Annotated in this window: 8 protein-coding genes; 7 read left to right on the forward strand and 1 reads right to left on the reverse strand. The window is 75.8% G+C overall.

What is annotated here, in order from left to right; all coding sequences use genetic code 11:
- Nucleotides 1–19 precede the first annotated feature (19 nt).
- The 6 genes from ACVMYR_RS24140 to ACVMYR_RS24165 all read left to right on the forward strand — a co-directional run bounded on the left by ACVMYR_RS24140 (nt 20) and on the right by ACVMYR_RS24165 (nt 9,098).
- Nucleotides 20–1,261: an MFS transporter gene (locus tag ACVMYR_RS24140; protein WP_396788563.1), complete on the forward strand. Its 1,242-nt coding sequence runs from the start codon at nt 20–22 to the stop codon at nt 1,259–1,261.
- 105 nt (nt 1,262–1,366) lie between these two features.
- Complete coding sequence (locus tag ACVMYR_RS24145; RefSeq protein ID WP_457122819.1) at nt 1,367–5,332, forward strand: non-ribosomal peptide synthetase; 3,966 nt, start codon at nt 1,367–1,369, stop codon at nt 5,330–5,332.
- A gap of 2 nt (nt 5,333–5,334) precedes the next feature.
- The gene (locus ACVMYR_RS24150) at nt 5,335–6,714 is read left to right on the forward strand and encodes a serine hydroxymethyltransferase (protein WP_082106724.1); all 1,380 of its coding nucleotides are present in this window, start codon (nt 5,335–5,337) and stop codon (nt 6,712–6,714) included.
- 84 nt (nt 6,715–6,798) lie between these two features.
- Entirely contained in the window at nt 6,799–7,482 is a 684-nt protein-coding gene (locus ACVMYR_RS24155; protein ID WP_396788560.1) for a flavodoxin family protein, read from the forward strand.
- 5 nt (nt 7,483–7,487) lie between these two features.
- Nucleotides 7,488–8,252, forward strand: a complete 765-nt coding sequence (locus tag ACVMYR_RS24160) for a thioesterase II family protein (protein ID WP_457122859.1) — start codon at nt 7,488–7,490, stop codon at nt 8,250–8,252.
- 300 nt (nt 8,253–8,552) lie between these two features.
- Nucleotides 8,553–9,098 carry a peptidase inhibitor family I36 protein gene (locus ACVMYR_RS24165; protein ID WP_457122820.1) on the forward strand — a complete coding sequence of 182 codons (546 nt, stop codon included), beginning with the start codon at nt 8,553–8,555 and terminating at the stop codon, nt 9,096–9,098.
- Between the two features lie 111 nt (nt 9,099–9,209).
- Here ACVMYR_RS24165 and ACVMYR_RS24170 read toward each other — a convergent pair whose 3' ends face one another.
- Nucleotides 9,210–10,055, reverse strand: coding sequence for an alpha/beta fold hydrolase (locus tag ACVMYR_RS24170; protein ID WP_431897111.1), 846 nt, complete (start codon nt 10,053–10,055; stop codon nt 9,210–9,212).
- Nucleotides 10,056–10,371: 316 nt separating this feature from the next.
- Between ACVMYR_RS24170 and ACVMYR_RS24175 the strand changes: the two genes are divergently transcribed.
- On the forward strand, nt 10,372–16,239 hold the full coding sequence (locus tag ACVMYR_RS24175) for an amino acid adenylation domain-containing protein (RefSeq protein ID WP_457122821.1): 5,868 nt from the start codon (nt 10,372–10,374) through the stop codon (nt 16,237–16,239).
- The last annotated feature ends 76 nt before the right edge of the window (nt 16,240–16,315 follow it).

Here is a 16,315-nt window from a genome sequence, read left to right on the forward strand (position 1 = left end):
GTGGGCTACCCTCGGCCCGGTGACGGCGACCACGGGGACGTCGGTCGCGCCCGCGCCGCCGGGGCGCAGCCGGGGCTTCCGCGCGCTCTGGGCGGCGCAGGTCCTCTCCGTGCTCGGCGACTCGTTCTCCCAGCTCGCGGTGCCGTTGCTGGTGCTCGACGCGACCGGGTCGATCGCCACGGCCGGCCTGCTCACCGGCGCGTCCGGCGCGGCCGCGGTGGTCGCCGGCCTGTTCGCCGGCGTCGTCGCGGACCGCTTCGACCGGCGGGCGCTGCTGGTCGGCGCGGACGCGGCGCGGATGCTGCTGTTCGCGGTGGTCCCGCTGGTGTGGTGGCTGGCCCCGACCCCACCGGTCTGGCCGCTGTTCGTGCTGCTGCCGCTGGCCGCGGCGATCGGGATGGTGTTCCAGGTCGCCGCCGTCACGGCGGTGCGCGGCCTGGTCGACGGCCCGGAGCTGACCCGGGCGAACGGCCGGCTGCACGCCGGCACCGCCCTCGCGGCGGTCGCGGGGCCCGCGCTGGCCGGCGCCGTGTCCGGCTGGTGGGGCCCGGCCGGCGCGCTCGCCGTCGACGCCGCCAGCTTCGGCGTCTCCGGGGCGCTGCTGACGCTGGTACGCCTTCCCGCCCGTCGCGCCGCGACCGCCGACGCGGCGGGCCGCCCCGGGCCGTGGGCGGAGTTCCTCGCCGGGGCGCGGTTCCTGTGGCGTCACCGCGTGCTGCGCCCGCTGACCGCGCTGCTGACCGTCTTCCTCCTGCTCACCTACGGCATGGACGACGTGGTCGTCTACCACCTCAAGCACGGCCTGCACCAGCCCGACGGCACGGTCGGCCTGGTGCTCGCCGCCGGCGCCGCGGGCACGGTCACCGGATCGCTGGTCGTCGCGCGGCTGCGCCGGCGGTTCGGGTTCGGGGCGTGCTGGATCGGCGCGACCGCGGCCACCGGCGGCGCGGTCGCGGCCCTCGCGTCGACCCGCCGGCCCGCCGAGGTCGGCGCGCTCGTGGCCGTCTACTTCGGCTGCCTCAGCGTCGGCGGCATCTGCTCGCTGTCGCTGCGCCAGGAGGTGACGCCGGAGCACCTGCTCGGCCGGGTCACCGCCGCGTTCTGGACGATCCACTTCTCCCTCGGCGGCGTCGGCGCGGCGGCGTTCACCTGGCTGGCCCAGCGCCACGGCGCGCCGGTGACCTTCGTCGTGGCCGGGGCCGGCGGGGTCGCGGTGGCGGTCGCCGCCCTGTGCACCGCCGTGCGCCGGGCCGGCGCGTAACCCGACGCGAACCGGCGCTTCCTACCGTCGCCCCACTCACATCCGACCGGTCCGATGGTGCCCAACCGCCGTGCGGAGATCCAGGGAGTGGAGGTCGCGACAGACATGACTGAGGTGTACGAACCGACGCGTCAGCCGGCCCGGTCCGGCCCCGACCCGGACGGGTCCCGCCGGGCCCCCACCTCGTTCGCCCAGGGGCGGCTGTGGCTGCTCAGCCAGCTGGAGGGGGAGCGCAGCGCGTACAACGTGCTGGTGCCGCTGCGGTTCCGGGGTGACCTCGACGCGGCGGCACTGACCGACGCGGTCACCGCGCTGGTCGCCCGGCACGAGGTGCTGCGCACGGTCTACCGGGCCGAGGCCGGCGAGCCGGTGCAGGTGGTCCGTCCCGCCGAGCCGGTGCCGGTGCCGCTGACCGACCTGTCCGCGCTGACCGACGACGACCGCGAGGAGGCCCTCGACGCCGCCTTCGAGGACGCCGAGACCCGCCCCTTCGACCTGGCCGAGGGCCCGGTGCTGCGCGCCCGGCTGCTGCGCGTCGCCGCCGACGAGCACGTCCTGCTGCTGAGCGTGCACCACATCGCCATCGACGCCCCGTCCACCCCGGTGCTCTACCGCGACCTGGCGGCCCTCTACCGGGCCGCCGCGACCGGTGCGCCGGCCGACCTGCCGCCGCTGGCCGTCCAGTACGCCGACCACGCCGCGCGGGAACGGGCGGCGCTGGCCGGCCCGCTGCGCGAACGGCAGCTCGCGTACTGGCGGGAGCGGCTGCGCGACCTGCCGGCCCTGGACCTGCCGACGGACCGGCCCGCCGCCGGCGCCTCCGCCACCGACGGCGGCTTCCGGCGCGCCGCCGTCGACCCGGCCCTGCTGCGCCGGGTCCGCGCCCTCGCCGACGCGTGCGGCGCGACCCTCCTCGACGCCGTGGTGGCCGGGGCGGGGCTGCTCATGCAGCGCTACGGCGGCCAGGACGACATCGCCCTCGGCACCGTGCACTCGCCCCGCGACCGCGCCGAGCTGGCCGACCTGATCGGCTTCTTCCCCAACACGGTGGTCCTGCGCGCCGACCTGTCCGGCGCGCCCTCGTTCACCGACCTGCTGCGCCGGGCCGCCGCGACCACCCGCGACGCGTTCGCCCACGCCGACCTGCCGTTCGACGTGCTCGTCCAGGAACTGGCCCCGGCCCGCGAGGCCGGCCAGGCGCCGTTCTTCCGGGTGTACGTCAACGTCGACGACGCCACCGAGGGGCTGCCGGAGTTCGCCGGCCTGACCGCCGAGGCGATCCAGCCGGAGTTCACCACCGCCCGGTTCGACCTCGGCTTCGTGCTGCGCAGCGGCGGCGCCGAACCCGAGGTCGACAGCGTCTACCGCAGCGACCTGTTCGACGACGACACGATCGCCCGGATGCTCGACCACCTGGTGCGGCTCTGGGCGGCGGCGGTCGCCGAGCCCGACCGGCCGGTGACCGAGCTGACCATGCTCACCGACGCCGAGATCGACGACGCCGTGTGGCGGTGGAACGACACCGCCACCGACCTGCCCACCGACCGCTGCCTGCACCACCTGTTCGAGGAGCGCGCCGGCCGGCAGCCCGACCACCCCGCCGTCGTCTGCGGCGACACCACCCTCAGCTACGCCGAGCTGGAGCGGCGGGCCAACCGGCTCGCCCACCGGCTCGTCGCCGCCGGCGTGGGACCCGACACCCTGGTCGGCATCTGCCTGCGTCGCAGCCCGGCCCAGCCGGTGGCGGTGCTCGCCGTGCTCAAGGCCGGCGCGGCGTTCGTGCCGTTGGACCCGGACTACCCGGCGCGGCGGCTGGAGTTCATGTGCCGCGACGCCGGCCTGTGGGGCGTCGTCACCGAGCCCGACCTCACCGACCGGCTCGCCGCCGCCGAACTCGACGCGGCCCGCCTCGTCGACGTGCACGACGACTCCGGCGACTGGCCGGCGACCCGCCCCGACACCCGCGTCACCCCGGACAACCTCGCGTACGTCATCTACACCTCCGGCTCCACCGGCGACCCGAAGGGCATCGCCCTGCGGCACCGGGGCGCGGTCAACAACTTCACCGACTTCAACACCCGCTTCGCCGTCGGCACCGGCGACGCCCTGCTCGCCGTCTCCTCGCCCAGCTTCGACATGTCCGTCTACGACCTGCTCGGCACCGTCGGCGCGGGCGGCACCACCGTGCTGCCCACCCCCGACGAGATCCGCCAGCCGGCGGCCTGGGCGCGGCTGGTCCGCGACCACCGGGTCACCGTGTGGCACTCCGCCCCGGCCCTGCTCGACCTGCTGCTGGAGCACCTGGAACGGCACGGCGAGGCGGTGCCGACGGTGCGGCTGGCCCTGCTCGGCGGCGACTGGATCCCCGTCGGCCAGCCGGCCCGGCTGCGCGCCGTCGCCCCCGACGTGCGGTTCGTCGCCCTCGGTGGGGCCACCGAGGCGTCCATGGACTCGATCATCTTCGAGGTCGACGAGGTCGACCCGGCGTGGGCCAGCATCCCGTACGGCCGGCCCATGGCCAACCAGCGGGCGTACGTGCTGGACCGGTTCGGCCACCCGCAGCCCGTCGGCGTCCCCGGCGAGCTGCACCTGGCCGGGGCGGGCCTGGCCCGCGGCTACCTGGACCGGCCGGAGCTGACCGCCGAGCGGTTCGTCGTCCGCGACCTGCCCGGCGGCCGCCGCGAGCGGCTCTACCGCACCGGCGACCTGGCCCGGTACCGCCGCGACGGGGTGATCGAGCTGCTCGGCCGGATGGACTTCCAGGTGAAGATCCACGGGCTGCGGATCGAGGCCGGCGAGATCGAGTCGGCGCTGCGCCGCTGCCCGGAGGTCACCGAGGCGGTCGTGGTGGCCCGGGGCACCCCCGGCCACACCACCCTCGCCGCGTACCTCACCGCCGCCGGGCCGGTGGACACCGAGGCCCTGCGCGCGGCGCTCGGCGAGCGGCTGCCCGCCCACATGGTGCCCGCCGCCATCGTCGTGCTCGACGCGTTCCCCACCACCCCCAACGGCAAGGTCGACCGCCGGGCCCTCGCCACCCGGGACGTCGCCGGCCCGGCCACCGGGGGCGGCGAGGCGCCGCGCGACGACTGCGAGCGGCGCATCGCCGCCGTGTGGCGCGACGTCCTCGGCGTCGACGACGTCACCATCGACGACAGCTTCTTCGCCCTCGGCGGGGACTCCTTCGCCGCCGTGCGCACCATGGTCGCCCTGGACAACCCGGTGCCCGTGGTGGAGCTGTTCAAGCACCCGACGATCCGGGGTCTCGCCGAGCGGATCCGCACCGGCACCGGCGGCGGCGCCGGCGAGCTGCTGCACGAGCTGACCCCGCCCGGCCGCCCCGCCACCACCACCGTGGTCTGCCTGCCCTACGGCGGGGGCAACGCGATCGCGTACCGGCCGCTGGCGCAGGCGCTGCCCGAGCGGTTCCGGCTGCTCGCCCTCAACCAGCCCGGCTACGACACCGGCGGCGACCCGGCCGACTTCCTCGACTTCGACGAGGTGGTGCGGCGGTGCGTCGACGAGGTCACCCGCCGCGTCGACGGTCCCGTCGTCGTCTACGGCCACTGCGCCGGCACGGTCATGGCCACCGCCGTGGCCCGGGGCCTGGAGGCCGCCGGGGCGGACCTGCGCGGGCTGTACCTGGCCGCATCGCTGCCCGCCGAGGACCCCGACGCCGCCCTCGCCGCCGAGCGGGCCACCTCCGACGAGGAGTGGGCCGGCTACCTGACCCGCCTCGGCGGGTTCTCCGGCGCGCTGGACTGGGCGGCCGTGGAACACATGATGACCGCCGGCCGGCACGACCACGTCGGCGCGATGAACCACCTGCGCCGCTGCCGGGCCGAGCCCCCCGCCCCCGTACGGGCCCCCACCGTCGCCATCTTCGGCGACGCCGACCCCGCCACCGAGGGCTTCACCGAGCGCCACCGCGACTGGTGCCGCCTCGTGCGCGACGTCTCCGTGGCGGTCGTCCCCGGCGGGGAGCACTACTTCGTCCGGGACCGGGCCCCGGAGATCGCCGCGCTCATCGACCGCGACCACCCGGCCACCGGCCGGACCGAGGAGGTCTGAGAATGTCCACCACCGACCCGATGGGCGAGCTGCTCGACGCCGGGCTGCACCAGCTCGCCACCACCGACCCCCGGCTGCACGAGGTGCTCGTCGGCGAGCAGCTGCGCCAGGCCGGCACCCTGTCCCTCGTCGCGTCCTGCTCCCCGGTCGACCCGTCGGTGCTGGCCAGCCAGGCGTCCGCCGCCGTCAACGTCACCGCCGAGGGCTACCCGGGCCGCCGCTACCACGCCGGCTGCGAGGTGATCGACGGCATCGAGCAGCTCGCCATCGACCGGGCCCGGCGGGCCTTCGGCGCGCGCTACGCCAACGTGCAGCCGCACTCGGCGACGACCGCCAACTACGCGGTGCTGTCCAGCCTCCTGGAGCCCGGCGACACCCTGCTCGGCATGGCCCTCGACAAGGGCGGCCATCTCACCCACGGCAGCCCCGCCGCGTACGCGGGCCGGTACTTCCGGGCCGTCGGGTACGGCCTCGACGACGCCGGCCTCATCGACTACGCCGAGGTGGAACGCCTCGCCCGGGAGCACCGGCCGAAGGTGATCGTGTGCGGGGCGACCGCGTACCCCCGGCAGATCGACTTCGCCCGGTTCCGTCGCATCGCCGACCGGGTCGGCGCGTACCTGCTGGCCGACATCTCGCACACCGCCGGGCTGGTCGTCGCCGGGCTGCACCCCAGCCCGATCGACCACGCCCATCTGACCACCACCTGCACCCACAAGCAGCTGTACGGCCCGCGCGGGGGGCTGATCCTCGCCGGCCGGGACGCCGACGCCCCCGCCCCCCGGGGCAAGGGGACCCTCGCCCAGTTCGTCCAGCGCACCGTGTTCCCGTACTTCCAGGGGGCCCCGGTGCTCAACGCCATCGCGGCGAAGGCCCGCGCCCTGGACATCGCCACCGGCCCCGAGTTCCGGGCCACCGCCCGGCGGATCGTCGCCGACGCCCGGGCGATGGCGGCGGCCCTGGCCGACCTCGGCTACGCGGTGGTCTCCGGCGGCACCGACAACCACATCGTCCTGATCGACCTGTCCGCCCGCCGGATGACCGGCCTGGTGGCCGAGCTGGCGCTGGAGGAGTGCCACATCGTCGTCAACAAGAACCGGGTGCCCCGGGACACCACCCCGGCGCTGGTCACCGCCGGCCTGCGGCTGGGCACCAACAGCATCGCCGCCCGGGGCATGGGCACCGACGCGGCCGTCGCCTGCGCCGAGCTGATCGACCTGGTGCTGTCGGCCGTCGAGCCGTACTCCGACCGCGAGTATCACCTGCCGGCGGCCGTGCGGGAGTTGGCCCGGCAGCGGGTGGCGCGGCTCTGCGCCGCCCACCCCATCCCCGGCTACCCGATCCCGGCCCCGCAGCGGGAGCTGACCGTCGCCGGCCGCTGAGCGGCCCCCGGGCGGCGGGCCGGCCCGTACGTCGAACCCCGGCCGGCCCGCCGCCACCCCACGCCCCACGGAAGGAGAGTCGAGATGCACAAGCGGATGAGGTTCGTGGCCGTCAACGGCTCGGAGCGCACCGACGGCAACACCCGCGAGGTGCTGGGCCACGCCGCCGAGCTGCTGGCCGGCCACGGCGTCGACCTGGAGGTGATCAACCTCGGCGAGAAGAAGCTGACCGGCTGCGGCCCCTGCGGCGACTGCAACTCCCGCTGCGAGCCGTGCGTCGTCACCGGTGACGACGTGCCCGAGATCGTCGACCGGATGGCGCTGGCCGACGGGATCATCTGGGCCGCGCCCGTGCACGGCTTCGGCCCGGCCACCACCATGCAGGCGTTCATCGAGCGGGCCGGGGTCGGCTACCTGCGGTTCCAGCGCCCCCTGACCAACAAGGTCGGCGGGGTGGTGGTGATCGGCCGCCGGTACAGCCACACCGAGGTCTACAACCAGCTCGTCGCCAACGTGCTGCTCAACCGGATGATCATGGTGGGGAGCGGCTTCCCGGCCATCCTCTACGGCAACCACCGGGGCGAGGCGCTCGCCGACACCGAGGGCGTGGAGATGCTCGACCGGATGCTGCACCGGATGGTGGCGATGGCCCGGCTGCTCGCCGAGCACCGCGAGCTGACCGGCCGCGACGCGCTCGCCACCGACCACGCCAACGAGCGCGACGACCGCTGGTTCGCCCGCCGCTACGCCACCGCGGGGCAGGCGTGAGGACCATGGCGCCGCCCCGGGGCTGGGCCTCCTGCGCCCGGCGCCGGCCCACCGCGCGGGTCCGGCTCTACTGCTTCCCGTACGCCGGGGGCGGGTTGGCCGCGTACCAGCCGTGGGCGGCCCGGCTGCCCGACGCGGTCGAGGTGTGGACGGTCTGCCTGCCGGGGCGGGAACACCGCCTCGACGAGGCCGCCCGCACCGACCTGACCGGCCTCGTCGACGAGCTGCGCGCGGCGCTCGCCCCGCAGCTCGCCGGGCCGCCCGCCCCGGTGGCGTTCTTCGGGCACAGCCTCGGGGCGCTGCTGGCGTACGAGCTGGCCCGCGCCCTGCGCGCGCACGGCGAGCGGGAACCGGCGGCACTGGTGCTCTCCGGCCGCGCCGCCGCCCACCATCCGCCCCGGCGGCGCATGCACACCCTCGACGACGACGCCTTCGTCGCCGCCGTCCGCTCGCTCGGCGGGGCGCCCTCGGCGGCCCTGGAGCACCCGGAGCTGCGCGAGTTGTGCCTGCCGACGCTGCGCGCGGACATCGCCGCCGCCGAGACGTACCGGCACCGGCCCGGCCCGCCGCTGGACTGCGCGATCACGAGCTGGGCCGGGGACGCCGACGAGGGGGTGCCGCCGGACGCGGTCGCCGAGTGGGCCCGGCATACCCGGGGGCCGACCCGGCACCGGCTGTTCCCCGGCGGCCACTTCTTCCCCTGGTCCGCCCCCGGGGTCCTGGCCGCGCTCGCCGAGGACATCGGCCTGCAAGGAGGGGCCCCCTGTTAACGCCTACGGTAGAGAAGGGTCCCCTTCTCACGCGAGTTCTCACGCGAGCTGGACGTCATGGTGTCGCTGAGCACCCGACACGCCAGAGCGCGCCGGCTGACAGTTGGCCGACAGTTGCCTCAACACCTCGTGATCTATAGATAGTCTTCCATTTCCTGCTACGTGTTGCGGGGTGTGGGGCGAGATACGACACAGCCTGCCCTCGTGCGGGGATCTCCAGGGGGAATGACTCTGCCGCGAACGTGTGAGGAAGGAAGTGGGCGGATGCACCTCGGACGGGTCGTGCGTACCGTCGTGGCCATGGGGGTGGCGCTCACCGCCGCATCGGCCATCGCCGCGACGCCTGCATCGGCGGCTCCTTCTCCTGCCCGGGCAGCAACATCGGCGTCGACCAACTCAACGGACAGGCCGTCCCTGCTGAGCCGGCAGGCCCGCTCGGATGCGGAGTTGCGTGAACAGATCGCACTTCAGATGACGATCGCCCCGGGGGGCAAGCGGGTGAGCCGCAACGAGGTCTCCTATGACAACGGCAGGTTCGTGGTGACCTACGCGCTGCCTGGGCAGGTCGCCCTCGGCGTCGCCGACTGTCCGTCCGGGTGGTTCTGCTTCTACGAGAACATCAATTTCGGCTACCCGCGAGGCAGGCTCTCGGACTGCGGCCAGCAGTATCTCGGGGACTATGGCTGGAACAGCCGCGTGTCCTCGGCTGACAACAGCACCACCACCCCGATCAGCTACCACGACATCTCCCACTTCTACCTTTTCACCAACTACAACCCTGGGGCGATCGCTTATGTCGGGGACGCCGCGAACGACAAGGCGGCGTTCGTGTACCGATACTGCTGACCTCGCTGCGGGCTCCCATCCTGTGCAGGTCAGGCCGACAAGCGGTCACCACCACGCCCGGGCGTGGGCTCCCCCGAGGGGTTCGGCAGCCTCCCCGCGGGGACGGCTGATTCACGTGGTCTGCGTGCGAACGGACAGGAACTCCTCGACGAGGGCGTGAAAGCAGGCCGGACGGTCGATCTCGACGTGGTGTCCGGCGCCGGGCAGCACCGCCACCCGCGCCGACGGCAGGCCCGCGCCGAACGCCGCCATCCGGTCGCCGGCCAGCAGCGTGCCCGCGACGTCCGGGTCGCCGGCCACGGCGAGGGTGGGGGTGGCGATCCGCCGCAGCAGGCCGACCCAGTCGACCTCGCCCTGCTCGGCGTCCACCATCGCCCGGAACACCCCGTCGGCGGTGCCCGCGAGGGACTCGGCGATCATCCGTCGCCAGCCCGGGGTGCGGGTCGCGGTGGCCGGCAGCGCGGCGACGATCTCGTCCAGCGGCCGGCGGGCCAGCCGCCAGGACCGGGCCATGTCGGCGCGCACGGGCGGCCAGTCGTCGGGCAGCAGCACCGGCGGCTCCACGGCCACCAGCCGCCGGATCCGGGCCGGCCGGCCCGCGTCGCCCCCGCCGGTCGTCCCGGCGGCGACGTGCAGCGCCACCGCCGCGCCGAGGGAGTGCCCCAGCAGGTCCACCTCCGGCCCGATCGCGGCCAGCGCCACCCGTACGTCCGCCGCGTAGTCGACGAACCGGTACCCGGTCGACGGGCGGTCGCTGTCGCCGTGTCCCCGCAGGTCGAGGCAGTAGACGGTGCGGTCGGCGGCCCAGCGGCGGGCGCAGTCGGCGAACGTGCGCCACGACTCCCAGATGCCGTGCAGCACCACCAGGGGTGGCCGGTGCTCCGGCCCCGGCCAGCGCGCGGCGTGCAGCCGTACGCCCGCGCCGGGCAGGCGCACGTGTCTCGTCCCGTCAGCCATCGGTTTCTCCTTCGCCTCGGTTCCGCCGGGCCGCCGCGCGGTCGCGCTCAGCCGCGCGGGGCGGTCGCGGTTCGCCGCGCGGGACACCTGCCCGCGCGGTGCGTCAGGGTGCCCCCGCCGGGTGCGCCGCCGGTTACGTGGCCGGCCCGGGGCCCGGCAGCCGGCCAGGTCAACCGGCCCCGGGGCGGCAGGCGGGCGCACACCGTGCGGGCGTAACCGGGGCCTAACTGCCCCTGCCTACCGTGGCCGGATCATCCGCACCGGTGCGTGCACCCACGCCTTCCGGCCCGGCCGGCGAGGCGAGAGAGGAGTTACGGTGACGACTTCGCTGCCCATCGGCGACACGTCCCCCGGTCGTCCGGGGACCGAGCGGCCCGGGACGGCGGCCGGGTCGGCCCGCGAGCTTTGGCGACAGCACCTGGCCGGCGCCACCGCCGCCGTGGAGCTGCCGCTGGACCGGCTACGCCCACCCGAGCGGGAGTACACCCCCGCCCGGGTGCCGGTGCCGGTCGCCCCGCGTACCCTCGCCGCGCTGGCCGACCTCGACGTCACACCGCCGGTCGGCTGGCTCGCGGCGCTCGTCGCGCTGCTGGTCCGCTACGGCGCCGAGACCGACATGGTCGTGGGGATGCCCGCCGGCGACACGGAGGCGACGGCCCGTCGGGTGCGCGTCCCGGTCGGCGCGAGCTACCGGGCCCTCATCCGGCAGGTCGAGTCCGCCGAGGCCAACGCCAACCGGCTGCCGCCCCTGCCGCTGGCCGAGGTGGGCCGGCTGGTCCGGCCCGACGACGTGCCCGGCGCCGCGGCCCCGTTCCCGGTCGGCTTCCACCCCGCCGCCGCGGGCGGTCCGGGCCGGATCTGGCCGGGCGCGGACCTGACCCTGGCGCTCGGCCCGGACGGCGCGCCGAGCCTGCACTACGACGCGACGCTGTTCACCGCCGCCACCGCCGGCCGGCTCGCCGACCACCTGGCGACCCTGCTCGGCTCCCTGGTGGCCGCCCCCGACCGCCCGGTGTCCCGGGCCACCCTGCTGCCCGCCGCCGAACGCCGCCGGATGCTCGTCGACTGGAACGACACCCGCGTCGACTTCACCGACGAGCGGCCCTGGGCCGACCGGGTCGCCGACCTGGCGGCCCGCCGACCGGACGCGCCGGCCGTGCGCGACCGGGGCGTACGCCTCAGCTTCGCCCAGCTCGACGCGGCGGCGAACCGGCTCGCCCGGCACCTGCGCGCCACCGGCCTGCCCGACGGCGGCCGGGTCGGGCTCTACCTGGAGCGCGGCACCGCCGCCGTGGTCGCCACCCTGGCCGCGCACCGCGCCGCCGCAGCGGTGGTGCTGCTCGACCCCGGGCAGCCGGGCAGCCGCATCGAGCTGATGCTCGCCGAGACCCGCCCCGACGTCGTGGTCACCCTCGACGGCCTCCTCGACGACCTGCCCGGCCAGGTGGCCCGGCGGGCCGTGTGCCTGGACCGCGACGCCGCCGACATCGACGCCCGGGAGGCGACCGCCCCGGAGGTGGCCGCCCCGGGGCCCGACGCGGTGTGCCAGATCGCCTACACCTCCGGCTCCACGGGCGCGCCGAAGGCCGTCCGGCAGCGCCACCGCACCCTGGTCAACCTGGCCAACTGGACGTGCCGGGCGTACGGGGTGGGACCCGAGGACCGGGCCAGCTGGGTCTCCGCGCCGGGCTTCGGCATCGGCCTGCTGGAGTGGATGCCGTTCCTCGCCTGCGGCGCGGAGATCACCATCGCCGACGCGCGCACCACGGCCAGCCCCACCCGGCTGCGGGACTGGCTGGTGGCCCGGGGCGTCACCCACGCCCTGGTGCTCAACCGGCTGGCCGAGCGCCTCGCCGGGCTGTTCTGGCCGGACCGGTCCGCGCTGCGGTTCCTCGTCGCGGTCGGCGAGCCGCTGCGCCACTGGCCGAGCCCGGCGCTGCCGTTCGAGGTGGTCGCCTGCTACGGGGCCACCGAGGTCGGCGCGGCCACCAGCTGCTACGACCGGGGCTCCGGGGTGCGGTGCACCTCCCGCGGCGTCGCCGAGGACGAGCGGGCCGTCCGGCTGCCCAGCGCCGGCCGCCCCATCGCCAACGTGCGGCTGTACGTGCTGGACCGGCACCGCGAGCCCGTGCCCGCCGGCGTGGCCGGCGAGCTGTACGTGGCCGGCGCCGGCCTGGCCGCCGGCTACCTGGCCCGCCCCGAGTGCGACGCCGAGGCGTTCGTGCGCAACCCGCTGCCGGAGGAGCCGGAGCCGGTGCTGTACCGCACCGGCGACCTGGCCCGCTACCGGCCCGACGGCACCGTGGAGATCCTCGGCCGGGCCGACGCCGTGGTCCGCGTCGCCGGCCGCCGGGTGACCCTCACCGAGGTGGAGGCCGCGCTGACCGCCGCCGGGACGGTCCGGGAGGCGGCCGTGCTGGCCCGCCCCGGCCGGGACGGGCGAGGCCAGCTCGTCGCGTACGTCGTGCCCGCCGACGAGGCCGCGTTCTCCACCCGGGAGCTGCGCGAGGGGCTGGCCAACCGGCTCCCGTCGCACCTGCTGCCGGGCGCGATCGTGCGGCTCGCCGGCCTGCCCTGCCTGCCCAACGGCAAGCTGGACCGGGCCGCCCTGCCGGCCCCGCCCGCCCCGGTCAGCGACGCCCCGTACGTGGCGCCGCGCAGCGAGCTGGAACGCGATCTCGCCGACCTGTGCGCGGAGGTGCTCGGCGTGGAGCGGATCGGTGTCGAGGACGACCTGACCGGCGCGGCCACGCCGCAGCGGCTCCGCCAGGCGGTGTCCGCCCTGGCCGCCAGCCGGTACGGGGTCGACCTCGCGCCCGACCGGGTCGCCTCGGTGGCCCGCGCGGCGGCGCTGATCGAGGCCGCCCGGGTCGACCAGCCGACCGACGACGGACACGACGGCGACGACGGATACGACGGCGAACCGTTCGGCGACCTGCCGCCGATGGCCCACCACCCCGACGACCGGTACGAGCCGTTCCCGCTCACCGACACGCAGCAGGCGTACTGGATCGGCCGCAGCGACGCCGTCGAGCTGGGCAGCGTCGGCTGCCACGGCTACTGGGAGTGGTGCAGCGGCGACCTGGACGTCGACCGGCTCCGGGCGGCGTGGGCGCGGGTGCTGCAACGGCACGACATGCTGCGCGCGGTGATCCGCCCCGACGGCACCCAGCGGGTGCTGGCCGACCCGCCGGCGTACGAGATCCCGGTGCTGGACCTGCGCGACCGTGACCCGGCCGACGCCGACCGGGCGGTGGCCGAGCTGCGCGAGCACCTGTCCCACCACGTCGCCCCGGCGGACACGTTCCCGCTGTGGGACGTGCGGCTCACCCTGCTGCCCGACGGGCGGGGGCTGATCCACCTCAGCCTGGACCTGCTCATCATCGACGCCTGGAGCTACTTCCAGATCCTGGTGCCCGACCTGGTCACGTGCTACGAGGACCCGGCGGCCGAGCTGCCCGAGCCGGGGTTGTCCTTCCGCGACTACGTGCTCGCCGCCGAGGTGGCGCTGGAGCGGTCCGAGGCGTACCAGCGGTCGAAGCGGTACTGGCTGGACCGGATCGAGCGGGGCCTGCCGGCCGCGCCGGAGCTGCCCCGCGCCGCCGGGGCGGCCGAGGTGACCGACGTGCGGTTCACCCGCCGGGAGCACCGGCTCGACCCGGCCGCCTGGGCGACGCTGAAGGAGCGGGCGCACGCCGTCGGGGCCACCCCGTCGGGCGTCGTCGTCGCCGCGTTCGCCGAGGTGCTGCGGGCGTGGAGCGGCAACGACCGGTTCACGATCAACTTCCCGCTGTTCAACCGGTTGCCGCTGCACCCCGACGTGGACAAGCTGATCGGCGACTTCACCACCACCAGCCTGCTGGCCGTGGAGAAGGTCGACGGCACGTTCGCCGACCGGGCCCGCTCCCTGCAGCAGCAGCTCTTCGAGGACCTGGAGCACCGCCACTTCGGCGGCGTACGGGTGATGCGGGAGCTGGCCCGACGCCAGCGCGGTCAGGTGCGGGCCGCGTTCCCGGTCGTGGTGACCAGCCTGCTGGGGCAGCCGCCCCGGCACTTCACCACCGCCCTCGGCGAGGCCAGCCACACCAGCACCCAGACCCCGCAGGTGACGCTGGACTTCCAGGTCTCCGAGGTGGCCGGGGCGCTGCACTTCAGCTGGGACACCATCGACGAGGTGTTCCCCGCCGGGATGCTCGCGGACATGTTCGGCGCGTACTGCCGGCTGCTGGACCGGCTCGTCGCCGAGCCGGGCAGCTGGCGCAGCGAGCGGTTCGCGCTGGTGCCCGAGCACCAGCTCGCCGTGCGGCGGGAGGTCAACCGCACCGACGCGCCGGTGCCGGACACGCTGCTGCACGCACCGGTCGCCGCGCACGCCGCCGCCCGCCCCGACGCCCCGGCGGTGATCTGCGGCGACACCGTGCTCACCTACCGGGAGCTGGACCGGCGGGTCAACCAGGTCGGGCGGCTGCTGCGCGACGGCGGGGCCCGGCCGAACGAGCTGGTCGCCGTCGTGATGGAGAAGGGCTGGGAGCAGATCGTCGCCGCGCACGGCGTGCTCGCCGCCGGGGCGGCGTACCTGCCGATCGACGCGCAGGTGCCCACCGAGCGGCTGCACCACCTGCTGCGCGACGGCGAGGTGTCCACCGTGCTCACCCAGGCCGCCGTCGACCCGGGCGTCGAGTGGCCCGACGGGGTGCGCCGGCTGCGCGTCGACGCCGACTTCGACGACATCGACCCCACCCCGCTCGCCCCCGTCCAGGCGGTCACCGACCTGGCGTACGTCATCTACACCTCCGGCTCCACGGGGAAGCCGAAGGGGGTGATGGTCGACCATCGGGGCGCGGCGAACACCATCTGCGACGTCAACCGCCGCTTCGGCGTCGGCCCGGACGACCGGTGCCTGGCCGTGTCCGGCCTGCACTTCGACCTGTCCGTCTACGACGTGTTCGGCATCGTGGCGGCCGGCGGCACGGTGGTCGTGCCCACGCCGACGCCGAACCCCGACCCGCAGCAGTGGGCCGAGCTGGTCCGCCGGCACGGGGTCACCTTCTGGAACTCGGTGCCGGCCCTGCTGGAGATCCTGGTCAGCCACGTCGAGGGCACCGGGGAGACCCTGGCCCCGCTGGCGCTGACCGTGCTGGCCGGCGACTGGATCCCGCTGACCCTGCCCGACCGGGTGCGCGCCGTCGCACCGGGCATCCGGGTGATCGGCTCCGGCGGGCCGACGGAGACCTGCGTGTGGTCGGTGATCAACCCGATCGGCGAGGTCGACCCGGCCTGGCCGAGCATCCCGTACGGGCGGCCGATGAGCAATCAGCGCTACCACGTGCTGGACGCCCGTGGCGACCACCGTCCCGTGTGGGTGCCCGGGGAGATCCACATCGCCAGCGAGGTCGGCCTGGCGCGCGGCTACTGGCGCGACCCGGAGCGCACCGACGCCCAGTTCCTCCGGGACCCGGCCACCGGGGAGCGCAGGTACGCCTCCGGGGACCTCGGCCGCTACCTGCCCGACGGCAGCATCGAGATCCTCGGCCGCACCGACTTCCAGGTGAAGATCCAGGGCCACCGGATCGAGCTGGGCGAGGTCGAGGCGGCGCTGGCCGAGCATCCGGCGGTGGACCGGGCGGTCGCCGTGGCCGCCGGGGCCACCCCGCAGACGCTGCGGCTGGTCGCGTACGTGACCCCGGCGCGGCCGGACGCGCCGCCGGAGCCGGCGGACGTGCTGGCCCACGTCGGCGCGAAGCTGCCCCGGTACATGGTGCCGGGCGCCCTGACCGTGCTGGAGCGGCTGCCGCTGACCGGCAACGGCAAGGTGGACCGGCGGGCGCTGACCGAGGCGACCGTCGGCCGCGACGACGAGCAGGACTTCACCGCCCCCGAGGGGCCGGTCGAGCAGCTGCTCGCCGAGGTGTGGGCCGAGCTGCTCGGCGTCGACCGGGTCGGCCGGCACGACCACTTCTTCGCCCTCGGCGGCAACTCCGTCATCGCCACCCAGCTGGTGTCCCGGATCCGGGAGCTGACCGGCGGCGAGCTGCCGCTGCGGGCCGTGTTCACCGGCCCGACGGTGGCCGAGGTGGCCGCCACCCTGCTCGACGACCCGGAGCAGGGCGAGGGGGTGGCCGCCGCCGCGCGGCTGCTCGCCGAGCTGGGCGAGGCCGACGACCTGACCGAGTTCCTGGAGTGACCGCCCGGGGCGGGCGCGCCGCGCCGGCGGCGCGGCCGCCCCGGGTCCGTCGTACCCACCCCTGCCGGCCCACGGC

This window comes from Micromonospora sp. PTRAS2, assembly GCF_054052245.1.

What these genes read in the sequence shown, in the direction of transcription:
- ACVMYR_RS24145 (WP_457122819.1), top strand. Translation starts at nt 1,367, where the DNA reads ATGACTGAGGTGTACGAACCGACGCGTCAGCCGGCCCGGTCCGGCCCC.
- ACVMYR_RS24155 (WP_396788560.1), top strand. Translation starts at nt 6,799, where the DNA reads ATGCACAAGCGGATGAGGTTCGTGGCCGTCAACGGCTCGGAGCGCACC.
- ACVMYR_RS24170 (WP_431897111.1), bottom strand. Translation starts at nt 10,055, where the DNA reads ATGGCTGACGGGACGAGACACGTGCGCCTGCCCGGCGCGGGCGTACGG.
- ACVMYR_RS24150 (WP_082106724.1), top strand. Translation starts at nt 5,335, where the DNA reads ATGTCCACCACCGACCCGATGGGCGAGCTGCTCGACGCCGGGCTGCAC.
- ACVMYR_RS24160 (WP_457122859.1), top strand. Translation starts at nt 7,488, where the DNA reads ATGGCGCCGCCCCGGGGCTGGGCCTCCTGCGCCCGGCGCCGGCCCACC.
- ACVMYR_RS24165 (WP_457122820.1), top strand. Translation starts at nt 8,553, where the DNA reads ATGGGGGTGGCGCTCACCGCCGCATCGGCCATCGCCGCGACGCCTGCA.